This is a genomic window from Streptomyces sp. NBC_01261, from assembly GCF_036226385.1.
In the GTDB taxonomy this organism is placed as follows: Bacteria; Actinomycetota; Actinomycetes; order Streptomycetales; family Streptomycetaceae; genus Streptomyces.
Window position 1 is genome coordinate 8,211,632 of record NZ_CP108463.1, and the last position, 12,809, is coordinate 8,224,440.

Here is a 12,809-nt window from a genome sequence, read left to right on the forward strand (position 1 = left end):
TCCGAGCCTTCGGGCTCACCGGGAACGGCCATACCTTTGGGGTATGGCCGTTTCTTTGCATCACGTCGTCATCGACGCGTACGACCTTCCCGGGCTCGCCCGTTTCTGGGGCGGGGTGCTGGACTGGCGGGTGCTGTCCGAGAAACCGCGTGAAGTGGTCATCGGGGCAGGGGAGTTCGCGGAGACCGGTATCTGCTTCATGCCGGTGAGCGACCCGAAGACCGTCAAGAACCGACTCCACTTCGACCTCGCCCCCGACGATCAGGAGGCCGAGGTCGAGCGGATCCTCGCGCTGGGCGCGCGGCGGGTCGACGTCGGACAGGGCGAGGCCGTGGGCTGAGTGGTGCTCGCCGACCCCGAGGGGAACGAGTTCTGCGTACTACGACCCAAGGCCTCGCTCATCGCCTTTCGTGACGCGCCGCCTGATTGAGCCCCTGGTCGAGCCCACCTAGTTGAGCCCCGCCACCAACCGGAACGCCGAGTCCGACCGGTACAGGGTGCTGTCCTGGTAGCGGTCCAGCCTGAGTTGGAAGTTCTGGTGGCGGAGGAAGCGGCCCGGGTAGTTGACCGACTCCAGCATCACCGCGCCGGAGTAGGGCGACGGGCGGGGGCAGAAGGTGGCGTCCTGTTTGAAGAGGGGGGAGCCGTCGTTGCGTTCCGCGCGGAGGATGAAGTTGCGGTGGCGGAGATAGGTGCCGTCGGCCGTCGTGAAGGAGTAACAGGAGCTGTTCGCAAGGCCCTTGATCACTTTGAAGGTGGCGGCGCGGCGGGCCGCGGCGGAGGTGGCCGGGTTGAGCTTGACGAAGTCGCCGCTCACCTGCCAGTAGCGGTCCGGGTAGTTGACCGAGCGGACCGACTTCCATGAGGTGGAGGACGAGGAGCCCGACGACCCGGATGAACTCCCGTGGGACGACGTCGACTTGGACGGGGACGGCGCCTTCGCGGAGGGTTCCTTGCTCTGTTCCGCGGCGGTGGCCGACGTGGTGCTGCCGGGCGTCCCCGCCGAGCCCGAGCTCGACTTGTGCTCGTCCGGCGTCGGCGTGCCCTGGTTCGACGGGGACGCGAACGAGAGCAGGCCGGGGCCGTCCGCGCCCGCCGGTGCCGTCGAGTCCGCCTTCTTCGTGCGTGACGTGTCGTCGGTTTGCTTGTCCGTCACGACGATTGCCGTGACGCACACGACGATCGTGGTGACGGCGAGCGCCCCGGCCAGATAGAGCCGGCGGGTTCCGGGGGCCCGGGACGTGTCGGGGTTCCAGCCGTTCTCCCAGGGAGAGTTGGGGGAGGGTGGGGGTGAACTGTCTGGCATGCGCTGTTCCTCCAGCGGCGACCATGGCGACGGCCGTGACCGTGAAAGCCAGGTGTGTGAACGGTGAAACAGTAGTGGAGCGAGAGGTGTCCGAGCAGCCCTTTCAGTGAGCGGTTTCTATGAGATTCCGTTATGTACACTCGTACACATGGGATTCCTGATGCTCCTCACGGCGATCGCCGCGGAGGTGGGCGGCACCACCGCCATGAAGTTCAGCCACGGTTTCAGCCGGCTGTGGCCGTCGGTCCTCACGGTCCTCGGATACGTGCTCTCCTTCGCGCTGCTCGCGCAGACGCTGAAGTCCATGTCGGTGGGTACGGCCTACGCGATCTGGGCGGGCCTCGGCACCGCCGCCATCGTCGGGATCGGGACGGTGTTCCTCGGCGAGGGGATGACCCTCGCGAAGGCCGCCGGCATCGCGCTGATCATCGTCGGGGTCGTGGTCCTCAACCTGGGCGGCGCGCACTGATGGCCAAGGGAGGCATGCGCTGATGGTCGAGGGAGGCACGCACTGATGGCCCGGCGCTACGACCCCGAGCGGCGGCAGCGGATCATCGACGCGGCGATCCGGGTGGTCGGGGCCAAGGGCATCGCCGGCCTGAGTCACCGTTCCGTCGCCGCCGAGGCCGATGTTCCGCTCGGCTCGACGACGTACCACTTCAAGACCCTCGACGAACTGATGGTCGCCGCCCTGCGCCAGGCCAACGAGGCCTTCGCCAAGGTGATCGCCTCACGGGGTGGTCTGGAGGACCCGCGCACCGACCTGGCCGGGGAGTTGGCCGGCTGGATGGGGGAGTGGCTCGCGGGTGACCGCACGGGCGTCGAGCTGGAGTACGAGCTGTATCTCGCCGCCCTGCGCCGCCCCGCCCTGCGCCCCGTCGCTGACGAGTGGGCCCGGGACCTCGCCGACCAACTGGCCCGGCGGACCGACCCGGTGACCGCGCGGGCGCTCGTCGCGCTGATCGACGGGATCTGTCTGCAGGTGCTGTTGACGGGCGCGGCGTACGACGAGGCGTACGCACGGGAGGTGTTGGGGCGGGTGATTCCGTGAACTCTTCGATCCCCACCGGGTAACAGGAGCCGACACGAGGGCAGTTCGACGCCGTCGACGCACCGAGCTGGATCCGCTACGACGGCACCGCGGCGGCGTCCGAGGGTATCGCCTCCGAGGGGCAGCGCCCCAACTCATCGTCACCCCCATGCACTTGGAGAACGACGGGGAGGGCGACGACCGTTCGCCGCGCGAGATGTACCGGGTCCTGACGGCGCTGCCCGCCGACGAGGAGCGGACCGTGAAGTTCCTCCGGCACGAGAACGCCGTCGCCGACCGGAAGGGGCGGACCCAGGCCCAGTCGGACTGCACCGGGAACAGCGTCCTCCTGGTCGCCCATCTGATCACGGGGACGCGGATGCTCCTGTTCGGCACGGTCGTCGGCGGCAGCTCGACGGCGGCGTGGGCGGTGGTGGACAAGGCCGGCGAGCGCGGCTGAGCCGGACCCTCCCGCCGTACGTACGAGCGGACCCCTGCCGCCGTACTACGCGCGTACCCCTGCCGTCGTACTACGAGCCCGTGCGTGTCGTTCCCTGAGACGCCCCGTGGACGAGTTGGTCCCGGCCGCCCCCGCCAGGTTAGGTTTCCCTCATGACCGACACGACCGCACCCCGCACCACCGGCGCCGTTGCCGCCGGGCTCGCCACCGTCGCCGCCGACGGGACCGTACTCGACACCTGGTTCCCCGCGCCCGAACTGTCCGCCGAACCCGGGCCCGCCGGTACGGAGAGCCTGTCCGCCGAGCGTGCCGTGGAGCTGCTCGGTGCGGGTGCGGCCAAGGCGATCGGCCCTGACGTCCGCCGGGGCGTCGAGGTCATCGCGGTCCGCACGGTCATCGCCTCCCTCGACGACAAGCCGCTCGACGCGCACGACGTCTACCTGCGCCTGCACCTCCTCTCGCACCGCCTGGTCAAGCCGCACGGCCAGAGCCTGGACGGCATGTTCGGCTTCCTCGCCAACGTCGCCTGGACCTCGCTCGGCCCGGTCGCCGTGGACGACGTCGAGAAGGTGCGGCTGAACGCGCGCGCCGAGGGCCTGCACCTCCAGGTGACGTCGATCGACAAGTTCCCGCGCATGACGGACTACGTGGCCCCCAAGGGCGTCCGTATCGCCGACGCCGACCGGGTCCGCCTCGGCGCGCACCTCGCCGAGGGCACGACCGTCATGCACGAGGGCTTCGTCAACTTCAACGCCGGCACGCTCGGCACGTCGATGGTCGAGGGCCGGATCTCCGCCGGTGTCGTGGTCGGCGACGGTTCGGACATCGGCGGCGGCGCGTCCACGATGGGCACGCTGTCCGGCGGCGGCAACGTCCGCATCACCATCGGCGAGCGCTGCCTGGTCGGCGCCGAGGCGGGCGTCGGCATCGCGCTCGGCGACGAGTGCGTCGTCGAGGCCGGCCTCTACGTCACCGCCGGCACCCGCGTCACGATGCCCGACGGCCAGATCGTCAAGGCCCGCGAACTCTCCGGCGCCTCCAACATCCTCTTCCGCCGCAACTCGGTCACCGGCACGGTGGAGGCCCGCCCGAACAACGCGGTCTGGGGCGGCCTGAACGAGATCCTGCACAGCCACAACTGATCAGCGGCGTAAGTGCAGTTGAGCGCCCTCCGGAACATCGGGAGGGCGCTCGCTCATTTCTGTACGGTCGCCGCGAACTCCGCCAGTGCCGTGAAGTCGCCCTCACACAGCCCGAGTCGGGGGTTCACGTGATGCAGCAGCGCCGGGCCGGGATGGTGAGCGGTCACGAACTCACCGTCCGGCGCGCTCTGTTCGTCGTCCACCCAGGCGAACGGACGGCCCTCGGCGTACGCCACGATCGTCTCCGTCTTCCAGTGCACCCCGTCGGGCCGCTCGGCGAACAGGCCGTCGCCGAAGTCGACGTACGGCAGCTCGGGCAGGCCGACGACCGGGGCGATCCAGCGATTCGCGGCGGCCATCCACGTGGTCGCCCAGCACAGGTCGTAGCCGAGGTCGAGGAGCGCCGGGCCGTGCGCGGGGTTCAGCCAGACCCGTAGGGGGCGGGGGCGGTCGGGCACGGTGACCCGGATCGTCGTGTAGCCCTCGGGGCGGCGTTCCGGCTGTGCGGCGTACGGGTTGAGGGGGCCGTCGACGTCGAGGAACAGGAGGGGGCGGCGGCTCATGTGGCCACCGTAGGGGAACGGTTGGCTGGGGCGGTCGGAATTCTCGCGTGCCGAACTTTCTCGCGCCGACAGGCATAGCGGAAGCTGTCCACACGCGTCCCAAGGAACACAGGGGCGGGGCATCGTGTGCCGTCGGGGAAGTGAGTGAAGGTGACGATGGATGCCGAAGGGCTGGAAGGTTTCCGGGACTTCGTGGACAACAGGTCGTCGGCGCTGCTGAGGACCGCCGTGCTGCTCAGCGGGGGAGACCGGTACGCCGGTGAGGATCTGCTGCAGAACGCCCTGGCCAAGGCGGCCGGACGGTGGGAGCGGATCGACGAACCCGAGGCGTACGTACGGCAGATCCTCTACCGGCAGCAGGTCAGCCGGTGGCGGCTGAAGTGGCGAAGACGCGAACTGACCGTCGCCGAACCGCCGGAGACCCGCGCGGACGCGGACGCCTCGTCCGCCGCCGAGCTGCGCGTCGTGATGCGCGAGGCGCTGTCCCGGCTCACCGCCCGCCAGCGCACCGTGCTCGTGCTGCGCTACTTCGAGGACCTGCCGGAGGCCGAAGTGGCCCGGCTGCTGGGCTGTTCCGTCGGCACCGTACGGTCCACCACTCACCGTTCCCTGGCCCGACTGCGCGTCCTCGCACCGGAGTTGGCCGCCCTGGGCCCGGCCGACACCGAGCTCGGGCCGTCCCGTGACCACTCGCCCGTGGAGGTGCGCCCGTGAACGTCGACGATCTCCTGCGCGACACGTTGCGCGAGCAGGCCGCCGAACAGCCCCCGGCGGGACCGGGGTTCGCCGACTGGGTACTCGCCGTCCGAAGGCGCCGCCGGACCCGAAGGCTCGTGACCGTCGTCGCCGCCACGGTCGCCGTGGTCGCCGTCGCAATCGGGGTGCCGATGCTCGACTCGGGGAAGAACGACGTCCGTCCGTCGGGTGTCGTGGACCCGGACAGGACGAGCGCGCACCCGGACCAGTCGCCGCCGCGCGAGCTGATCGCCGCCGGGAACACGGCACTTGCCGCCTACTACATCCCGACCACGGTCAAGAAGTCGGCCACGGAAAAGGTCACCGAGCGCACCTACTGGCTGTTCGACCGCAAGAGCGGCACCTACGTGAAGGCCCCCAAGTGGTCGTTCGTCGCCGTCGCACCCGGCATGCAGACCGCCGCCGTCCTGGAACGGACCCTGCCCGCCTCCCGGATCGGCCTGCTCGACCTGCCCACCGGCGAGGTGAAGCGGTGGATCCAGGTCAGTCACAAGGTCGGTGGTCTGTCGTTCTCGGCCGACGGCCGGAAACTGGTCGCGACGACCTACACCTACAACCCCGACGCGAACTTCCAACCGGCGGACCCCAACGTCGGGGAGCCCGAAAGGCCGTCGAGCCGCACCGGTTTCTACATCTTCGACGTGGCCTCCGGCAAGAGCACCTGGGGCGGAGTCGCGGTCGGCGGCGAGCGGGCGGACGGCCTGAACACCCTCGTCAACAACCGCGAGGACTTCGCCTTCACCTCCGACGACAGACACGTCTGGGCCGGCGTCCCCTCCACCGAAGTCAACAAGCTGTTCTACGACTCCACCGGCGCCGAAGTCCCCGCGCCGGAGAACGGCAGCAAGTACCTGGTCTCGTACATCGACGCGGGACTCTCCCCCGACGGCAGGCACGTCGCCGGTGACTTCGCGGGGGAGTCGTGGACCACCTCGTCGTACGTCATCGACTCGGCCACCGGCGAGAAGACCGAGATCCGCGGGCAGGAACTGCTCGCCTGGGCCGACGACAGGTCGCTCATCGCCTGGGACATCGGGAAGGGGGATTCGGGGGCGGGGAAGAGCGAGTTCCATGCACGGCTCGTGCTGGTCACCATCGGCAGCGACAAGGAGGTACCGCTGAGCGGCTTCCTGGGGGGCGGCACGGACGTCAGCGCCGGACGGTGGAAGCCCGTCTTCGCCACCCGCTGACCGACCGGCACCGACGTGCCGCCGGTCCGGTCATACGGCGACGAACTCCTCGTACGCCGCCCGCAGCCCGTCGACCGCCTCCCGGCCGGCGGGCCGCAGCGGGGCCCGGACCGAACCCCCGGGCAGGCCGAGCGAGTTGAGCAGCGCCTTGACCGTCACCGTGCCGGGCAGCCCAGCCGCCATCATCAACTCGATGAGCGGTGTGGCGCGTTGCTGGAGGCGGGCGGACACGGGGGTGTCGCCCGCCTCGAACGCGTCGAGGATCGCCCGGAGTTGAGTCGGGACGACGTTCGCGACGGTGCTCACGTAACCCGCCCCGCCCACCGCGTACAGCGCGAGAATGTGCTCGTCGCAGCCCGCGTAGTACGCCAACTCCGTCCGGTTCAGCACCTTTTGGGCGCCGAGGAAGTCGTAGGAACAGTCCTTGACCGCGACGATCCTGGGGTGCTCGGCGAGCCGGATGACGGTCTCCGGTTCGATACGGGTGCCGGTGCGGCCCGGGATGTCGTAGAGGACGAGAGGGAGGCCGGACGCGTCGGCGACCTCGCGGAAGTGTGCTTCCAGGGCGTCCTGCGGGGGCCTGCTGTAGTACGGCGAGACCACCAACACCCCGTCCGCGCCCGCCTTTTCGGCCTGGAGGGCGAGTTCCACGGTGTGCCGGGTGTCGAAGGTGCCGACGCCCGAGACGAGGGGAACCCGGTCGCCGACGGCCTCGCGGACGGCGGTGATGAGCGCCGACTTCTCCGCGTCCGTCGTGGTCGGCGACTCCCCGGTCGTCCCGGACAGCACGAGCCCGTCACAGCCCGCCGACACCAGCCGCTCGGCGAGGAGTTGAGCACCGGGGAGGTCGAGTTCCCCGGCCTCGGTGAAGGGGGTGATCATCGCGCACAGGGCGCGGCCGAAGGGGGGTGGGGTGGAGCGGGGTGCGGTCGTCATGGGAGTAGTCTCGGCAGAGCGATAGTGAAGAACCACTTAATTTTTCTACCGGATATTGATAAGAAATGCTGCGCAATGGGGGTGTGTGGCAAAGGGAGGCGCGGATATGAGGGCGGCCCTTGCCACCCCCCCCGGCCCATCAAGGCCCTATGTCCAATTGACCCCCTCATGGGTCACCATGGCCAGGAAGGTCACCGGCGTGAGAAGTTGATCCACCCCTGGTCACGGGAGGCGTCATGAAGCTCGGCAAGGCACTGGCCACCGGAGTCGCCGTGGAGCGGCCGCAGATCCACGAGGAAGAGCTCGAACTCCCCGAGGGAATCGCGGAGTTCGCGGAGGAGAAGGCGCCCGAAGAGGTCCCGGCCGCCCGATGAGGCTGCGGCTCCCCGAGGAACGCCCGACGGAGCCGCCGACCGGATTCAAGATCGCCCACCCGGTGCTGTCCCAGGACGGCACCCGGGCCGGGTTCACCGGTGTGTCGCTGGGCGGCGCGCTGCCGTACGGAGTCGTTGCCGACGCGTCCTGCGTGTACGGCCGCCGGCACCGTTCGCCCGCGCGACGCTGCGACTGCGGCTTCCACTGCGTGCACGAACGGGCGGCTGCGGAAGCCCTGTTGTGCACCGCCGAGCACCGCGCGGCGGTCCTCCTCGACATCACCGTCCTCGGCACCTACATCCGCTTCGAACTCGGCTTCCGCTACGCCCGCCAACGCGTCCGCACCGCCACCGTCGGCCCCTGCGCCTGCGGCGCCCGAGCCGTCGCCCTCGCCGACGCCGGTTGGGGCAGGCCCGGTTGGCGCGCCCTGGCCGCCGCCTGCGCGGGCTGCGTCCGCAGCCGTACGTCCGTCTCGCTCGCGGAGTTCGCCCGGCTGGCCGGGGACGGGCTGCGGGTGGCGGCGGGGAGCGGCGACTCAGGAAACCCGGGCGGCTCAGGCGACCCGGGAGGTCCGGCGGCGGCCGTCGACCCCGGCCTTCCCGAAGGGCTCGGTGTGCCCGAACTCGTCGCGGAGGCAGCCCTGTTGCAGGCCCGTCTCGACTGGTTCCAGAGCCGGTTGGCGCGTCTGGAGGGGCGCGGCGGGCAGCAACAAGGCAGGCCTTGACCTCAAGTTCGGTCGAGGTTGAAGGCTGATCGGTACACACACCCGTACCGATCATCGGAGGCCCGCATGACCGCCACCCACCGCACCGACTCCCACCCCGACCTCGCCGACCCCCGCGTCGGCGCCCCCTTCTTCAGCACCTGGCGCGTCGGCACACCCCTGCGTCAACGGCAGTCCGTCGAGGCGATCGCGGGTGCCTGGGAACGCCGACCCTGGCCCGCCGACGACCTCCTCGGCTACCACGTCCACACCGGCCACGACGCCTCCACCCTGCTGCACTACTCGCAGTGGACGAGCGAGTCGGCGTACGAGACCTTCGTCAAGTCCCACCGACAGGAGCGCGTCGACGAGATCGACACCGCCGTACCGGGCATCGAGCGCCTCGGCCTCGGCCGCTACCGCCACTACCGCAGCGGCGGCACCCCGGCGGACCGGAACGGGCCCGTCCCCAGGCGCGTCCCCGGGTGCGTCGTGATCGTCGACGTCGAGTTCGAGGGCCCCGACCCCGACCGTCAACGCGCCTGGGTGGACGCCGTGTTCGAGGCCCTGGAGAACGAACCCGCGCCGCACCCCGGCGGCATCTCCGCCCACTTCCACCTCTCCACCGACGGCACCCGCGTCCTCAACTACGCCGAGTGGGACAGCGCCCGGTCCCACCTGGAGGCCCTCGCCGCCTCCGGCGACGGCATCGGCTCCGCCACCGCACTCTGGGAACGCGTCCAGACCTGGCCGGGACTGAAGAGCTCCACGGTCGGCCGTTACGACCACGCGCTCGGCCTCGTCCCCGCATAGCCACCGCCTCCGATAGCCACCGCCTCCGCGCCGCAGGCCCTGCCCACCGACAATCTCACCCCCCTGGACAAAAAAAGTGTTCGGTGGGACGGTGGACGCATGCTGGACGTCACCGTGATCGAGGACCCCGAGGCCGCAGCCGTCTCGCTGGACCCCATAAGGGCCCGGCTGCTCGCCGAACTGGCGGCCGGACCCGCGTCGGCCACCATGCTGGCCGGCAAGGTCGGACTGCCCCGGCAGAAGGTGAACTACCACCTCAAGGCGCTGGAGCGGCACGGCCTGGTCGAGCTGGACGGCGAGCGGCGCAAGGGCAATGTCACCGAGCGGGTGATGCGGGCGACCGCCGCGTCGTACGTCATCTCGCCGCTCGCGCTCGCCGCCGTGCAGCCGGACCCGGACCGGTTCCGCGACCAGCTCTCCGCGCGCTGGCTGCTGGCGCTCGGCGCCCGGCTGGTGCGGGACGTCGGTTCGCTGATCACCGGGGCGACCAAGGCCCACCAGCGGCTGGCGACCTACGCGCTGGACGGCGAGGTGCGTTTCGCCTCCGCCGCCGACCGGGCCGCGTTCATCCAGGAGTTGACCGCAGGGGTGAGTGCCCTCATCCGCAAGTACGACGCGGGTGACGCCGAGGAGGGCCGCGACCACCGGATCGTCGTCGCCGTCCACCCCACGCTCAAGACACCACCCACCCCGGAACTGGACCAATAGAGCCAGTAGAACCACTAGAACCAGTAGTACTCAGGAGCCAGCCATGTCCAAGGAATTCGAGATCGTCTACGAGTTCGAGGTCGACGCCACGCCGTGGGAGGTGTGGGACGCCATCACGTCCGGTACGGGCGGGTGGCTGTGGCCGATGGAGTTCGACGCGGAGAAGCGGGTCGGGCCCTTCGGGTCCACGCTCACGAACTTCGATCCGCCGCACCGGCTCACCGCCCGTACCGAGGACGTCGGTTTCCCGATCCAGAGCCTCAACCAGATCGACGAGACCATCGAGCCCCGTGACGACGGCCGGCGGGCGTGGGTGCGGTATGTGCACAGCGGGATCTTCACCGACGACTGGGACAACCAGTACGACGGCGCGAGCAAGCACAACGCGTTCTACATGCACACCCTGCGCGAGTACGTGACCCATTTCGCCGGTCGGCCGGTCGCCTTCGCGACACTCAACGGGCCCGATGCCTCAACCGCCCCCGACGCACTGGAAGTTGCGGCCCGGGCGCTCGGCCTCGCGGACGACGCCGCCCAGGGGGCGCGGGTGCGGGCGCGCGGGCCCGAGGGGCAACTCCTGGACGCCGTACTCGACTTCCGCAGTCCGTACTTCATCGGGCTGCGCACGGAAGGTGCGTTGATCCGCTTCTTCGGGCGCAACCACTGGGGTGCGCCGGTCGGCGTCGGCGTCCACGACTTCGCCGCGGACGCCGACGCCAAGACGAACGAACTCGCCTGGCAGAACTGGCTGGACGGGGCCTTCGCCTGACCTGGTGCAAGTCGGCGAGACCCCGTCCACCCCCCCCGTGAGCCCCCCGTGGCTCCCCGTAGGTGCTACGGCTGGAAGCGCAGCACCTGCGGGTCGTGGTCGCTGATCTGGTCGTTGAACTCCGAGTTGACGTGGACGCTGTCGTACTCGAAGCAGTCCTTGCGGATCGACGGGCTGATCAGGATCTGGTCCAGGACCTGCTGGTTGCCCTGGTAGTCGTACGTGTAACGCTCGTTCTTCGGCAGGGACTTGATCGCCGAGTACAGCTCGCCCCCGCCTTCGAGGATCTTCGCGGTGTCGGAGAACTCGAAGTCGTTCATGTCGCCGAGCGTGATGACGTTCGCGTCCTTCTGCGCGGCGAGGATCTCCTTGACGAAGGCGTTGACCGCCGTCGCCTGCGCGTGGCGCTGGGTCTCCGAGCTGCGGGTGACCGGCTGGTACTGCGCGGTCAGGGGCTGGTCGCCGCCCTTGGAGATCAGGTGGTTGGCGATCACGAAGACCGTCCTGCCCTTGAAGACGAACTCGCCCGCGAGCGGCTTGCGGCTCGCGCTCCAGGCCGCGTTGGCCGGGTCGATCCGGCCCGGGGACGCGGTGAGTTGGGCCTTGCCGTGCACCTTGGTGACACCGACGGCGGTCGTGGAGTCGCCGCCCGCGCGGTCGGTGAAGGAGACCCGCTGCGGGTTGAACAGGAACACCTGGCGGATGTTGCCGCCGGGCTCGCCGCCGTCCTGGTCGTTGACCGGGTTGATCGAGCGCCAGTCGTACTTCGGGCCGCCCGCCGCGACGATCGCGTCGATCAGCTTGTTCACCGTGACGCTCGCGTCGACCGTGCCGTCGTCCGTCGCACCGTTGTTGTCCTGGATCTCCTCCAGGGACACGATGTCGGGGGACTGCAGGTTGTTCACGATCGCGGCGGCGTGCGCGTCGAAGGTGCCGTCCGACGGGTCGAGGTTCTCGACGTTGTACGTCGCCACCGCGAGTTGGCTCTTCGACTGCTTCTTCGTCGTCTCGCGCTTGAGGCCCGCGCTCTTCACGGCGCCGATCTCGTTCGCGACGAGGGTGTAGCCGCCGTACTGGTTGAAGTCCAGCGGGCCGGCCGTGGTGCCCGTCAGCTTGTCGCCGACGTTGACGACCGGGAAGTCCGCCGTCGCGCCGAGCGACTGGATCTGCAGGCGCCCGCCGTTCTGGGCGTCGTAGGAGCCGTAGATCGTGCCGCCGCGCTTGGTGGCGTTCTCGTGCGGCTTCACCGTGACCCACAGCTCCGCGTACGGGTCGGTCGCGGTGACCACGCGGGCGTTCGAGACCTGGACGTTCATGCCCTCAAGGGACTCGTAGTAGTCCAGGGCGTACTTCTTGGGCTGCAGCGTCAGCGCGTTGACCGAATTGCTCGCGGCGGTGTCGCCGGCCGGCGTGTACCTGCTCGGCACGGACCGGTCGCTGATCACCGTGGCGGCCGGTACGGCGTTGCCGCTGGAGACGACGGTGACCGTCGGCTTGGTGATCTCGGTCAGCGACTGGTTGCCCGTGGAGGCACCGCCCGGCACGTACTCGGAGACCGTGCCGGAGACGGTGACCGAGTCGCCGACGGCGACCTTCGGCGTGGAGCTGGTGAAGACGAAGACGCCCTCGCTGGTGGCCGGGTTGTCGTCCGGGGTCGCGTCCTGGAACCAGAACCCCTTCGACGAGCCGTACGTGCGGACGCCCGTGACGATGCCCGGTACGTCCGCGACCTTCTGGCCGGCGTACGGGGACACCCGGGTCGTGCCCTGGATGTCATGGATGCGCACGCTGTCGGCGTGCGCGGGCGAGGTGAGGACGATCGTGGACGCCACGGAACAGACGGCGGCGACGGTCAGCGCGGCGAGGCGCGCGGAGGACTTGCTCGGCAACGGGATCCCTCCGGGGACATGCATGAGTGCCGGGACGAGGGTGATGGAACAGGTGATACGGCGGTGGGAGCCGCGAACCGGTGGGGCGGTGGCGACGCGCGTAGAAGATACCTGGATTGGGTGTCCATGACATTTCTACGCGCGTCAATCTCATTGCGGGGACGCCCAG

15 protein-coding genes and 1 pseudogene are annotated in these 12,809 nt (G+C 69.8%); 12 read left to right on the forward strand and 4 right to left on the reverse strand.

Annotated features, from left to right (window positions below; translation table 11 throughout):
* The first annotated feature begins 43 nt into the window (after positions 1-43).
* Positions 44-430, forward strand: a pseudogene (locus OG226_RS36610) (VOC family protein).
* 18 nt (positions 431-448) lie between these two features.
* Here the strand turns inward: OG226_RS36610 and OG226_RS36615 are convergent.
* Positions 449-1,306: an AbfB domain-containing protein gene (locus OG226_RS36615; protein WP_329351222.1), complete on the reverse strand. Its 858-nt coding sequence runs from the start codon at positions 1,304-1,306 to the stop codon at positions 449-451.
* 148 nt (positions 1,307-1,454) lie between these two features.
* Between OG226_RS36615 and OG226_RS36620 the strand changes: the two genes are divergently transcribed.
* From OG226_RS36620 to dapD, 4 genes are all read left to right on the forward strand, one after another.
* Entirely contained in the window at positions 1,455-1,775 is a 321-nt protein-coding gene (locus tag OG226_RS36620) for a DMT family transporter (RefSeq protein WP_318015597.1), read from the forward strand.
* Between the two features lie 45 nt (positions 1,776-1,820).
* A complete protein-coding gene (locus OG226_RS36625) occupies positions 1,821-2,357 on the forward strand; it encodes a TetR/AcrR family transcriptional regulator (RefSeq protein WP_329351223.1) in 537 nt (178 codons plus the stop codon).
* 148 nt (positions 2,358-2,505) lie between these two features.
* Entirely contained in the window at positions 2,506-2,796 is a 291-nt protein-coding gene (locus OG226_RS36630; RefSeq protein WP_329351224.1) for a hypothetical protein, read from the forward strand.
* Positions 2,797-2,948: 152 nt separating this feature from the next.
* The gene (dapD, locus tag OG226_RS36635) at positions 2,949-3,938 is read left to right on the forward strand and encodes a 2,3,4,5-tetrahydropyridine-2,6-dicarboxylate N-succinyltransferase (RefSeq protein WP_329351225.1); all 990 of its coding nucleotides are present in this window, start codon (positions 2,949-2,951) and stop codon (positions 3,936-3,938) included.
* A 53-nt stretch (positions 3,939-3,991) separates the two neighbouring features.
* Here the strand turns inward: dapD and OG226_RS36640 are convergent, their stop codons facing one another.
* The gene (locus OG226_RS36640; protein ID WP_329351226.1) at positions 3,992-4,501 is read right to left on the reverse strand and encodes a hypothetical protein; all 510 of its coding nucleotides are present in this window, start codon (positions 4,499-4,501) and stop codon (positions 3,992-3,994) included.
* A gap of 156 nt (positions 4,502-4,657) precedes the next feature.
* Here OG226_RS36640 and OG226_RS36645 point away from each other — a divergent pair, with 156 nt between their 5' ends.
* Together OG226_RS36645 and OG226_RS36650 are read left to right on the forward strand one after the other, a co-directional pair.
* The gene (locus tag OG226_RS36645) at positions 4,658-5,215 is read left to right on the forward strand and encodes a SigE family RNA polymerase sigma factor (RefSeq protein ID WP_329351227.1); all 558 of its coding nucleotides are present in this window, start codon (positions 4,658-4,660) and stop codon (positions 5,213-5,215) included.
* Positions 5,212-6,447, forward strand: a complete 1,236-nt coding sequence (locus tag OG226_RS36650; RefSeq protein ID WP_329351228.1) for a WD40 repeat domain-containing protein — start codon at positions 5,212-5,214, stop codon at positions 6,445-6,447. Before OG226_RS36645 ends, OG226_RS36650 begins: the two co-directional genes overlap by 4 nt.
* 30 nt (positions 6,448-6,477) lie before the next feature.
* On the opposite strand, the gene dapA is transcribed toward OG226_RS36650, so the two are convergent.
* Positions 6,478-7,383, reverse strand: a complete 906-nt coding sequence (gene dapA / locus OG226_RS36655; protein WP_329351229.1) for a 4-hydroxy-tetrahydrodipicolinate synthase — start codon at positions 7,381-7,383, stop codon at positions 6,478-6,480.
* Positions 7,384-7,619: 236 nt separating this feature from the next.
* Here dapA and OG226_RS36660 point away from each other — a divergent pair, with 236 nt between their 5' ends.
* The 5 genes from OG226_RS36660 to OG226_RS36680 all read left to right on the forward strand — a co-directional run bounded on the left by OG226_RS36660 (position 7,620) and on the right by OG226_RS36680 (position 10,751).
* Positions 7,620-7,757, forward strand: a complete 138-nt coding sequence (locus tag OG226_RS36660) for a hypothetical protein (protein WP_328684076.1) — start codon at positions 7,620-7,622, stop codon at positions 7,755-7,757.
* Positions 7,754-8,482 (forward strand): hypothetical protein, encoded by a 729-nt coding sequence (locus OG226_RS36665; RefSeq protein WP_328684077.1) that lies wholly within the window; start codon positions 7,754-7,756, stop codon positions 8,480-8,482. The genes OG226_RS36660 and OG226_RS36665 overlap by 4 nt, the downstream gene beginning before the upstream one ends.
* Before the next feature lie 66 nt (positions 8,483-8,548).
* Complete coding sequence (locus OG226_RS36670; RefSeq protein ID WP_329351230.1) at positions 8,549-9,274, forward strand: antibiotic biosynthesis monooxygenase; 726 nt, start codon at positions 8,549-8,551, stop codon at positions 9,272-9,274.
* A 99-nt stretch (positions 9,275-9,373) separates the two neighbouring features.
* Positions 9,374-9,982 (forward strand): ArsR/SmtB family transcription factor, encoded by a 609-nt coding sequence (locus OG226_RS36675; RefSeq protein ID WP_328684079.1) that lies wholly within the window; start codon positions 9,374-9,376, stop codon positions 9,980-9,982.
* 43 nt (positions 9,983-10,025) lie between these two features.
* Positions 10,026-10,751: an SRPBCC family protein gene (locus OG226_RS36680; RefSeq protein WP_328684080.1), complete on the forward strand. Its 726-nt coding sequence runs from the start codon at positions 10,026-10,028 to the stop codon at positions 10,749-10,751.
* A gap of 65 nt (positions 10,752-10,816) precedes the next feature.
* Here the strand turns inward: OG226_RS36680 and OG226_RS36685 are convergent, their stop codons facing one another.
* Entirely contained in the window at positions 10,817-12,640 is a 1,824-nt protein-coding gene (locus OG226_RS36685; protein WP_328686543.1) for an endonuclease/exonuclease/phosphatase family protein, read from the reverse strand.
* Between the last annotated feature and the right edge of the window lie 169 nt (positions 12,641-12,809).

Excerpts from the sequence above, each read along its gene's own strand:
- OG226_RS36615 (WP_329351222.1), bottom strand. The coding sequence starts at position 1,306 with ATGCCAGACAGTTCACCCCCACCCTCCCCCAACTCTCCCTGGGAGAAC.
- OG226_RS36620 (WP_318015597.1), top strand. The coding sequence starts at position 1,455 with ATGGGATTCCTGATGCTCCTCACGGCGATCGCCGCGGAGGTGGGCGGC.
- OG226_RS36625 (WP_329351223.1), top strand. The coding sequence starts at position 1,821 with ATGGCCCGGCGCTACGACCCCGAGCGGCGGCAGCGGATCATCGACGCG.
- OG226_RS36630 (WP_329351224.1), top strand. The coding sequence starts at position 2,506 with ATGCACTTGGAGAACGACGGGGAGGGCGACGACCGTTCGCCGCGCGAG.
- dapD (WP_329351225.1), top strand. The coding sequence starts at position 2,949 with ATGACCGACACGACCGCACCCCGCACCACCGGCGCCGTTGCCGCCGGG.
- OG226_RS36640 (WP_329351226.1), bottom strand. The coding sequence starts at position 4,501 with ATGAGCCGCCGCCCCCTCCTGTTCCTCGACGTCGACGGCCCCCTCAAC.
- OG226_RS36645 (WP_329351227.1), top strand. The coding sequence starts at position 4,658 with ATGGATGCCGAAGGGCTGGAAGGTTTCCGGGACTTCGTGGACAACAGG.
- dapA (WP_329351229.1), bottom strand. The coding sequence starts at position 7,383 with ATGACGACCGCACCCCGCTCCACCCCACCCCCCTTCGGCCGCGCCCTG.
- OG226_RS36660 (WP_328684076.1), top strand. The coding sequence starts at position 7,620 with ATGAAGCTCGGCAAGGCACTGGCCACCGGAGTCGCCGTGGAGCGGCCG.
- OG226_RS36665 (WP_328684077.1), top strand. The coding sequence starts at position 7,754 with ATGAGGCTGCGGCTCCCCGAGGAACGCCCGACGGAGCCGCCGACCGGA.
- OG226_RS36670 (WP_329351230.1), top strand. The coding sequence starts at position 8,549 with ATGACCGCCACCCACCGCACCGACTCCCACCCCGACCTCGCCGACCCC.
- OG226_RS36675 (WP_328684079.1), top strand. The coding sequence starts at position 9,374 with ATGCTGGACGTCACCGTGATCGAGGACCCCGAGGCCGCAGCCGTCTCG.
- OG226_RS36680 (WP_328684080.1), top strand. The coding sequence starts at position 10,026 with ATGTCCAAGGAATTCGAGATCGTCTACGAGTTCGAGGTCGACGCCACG.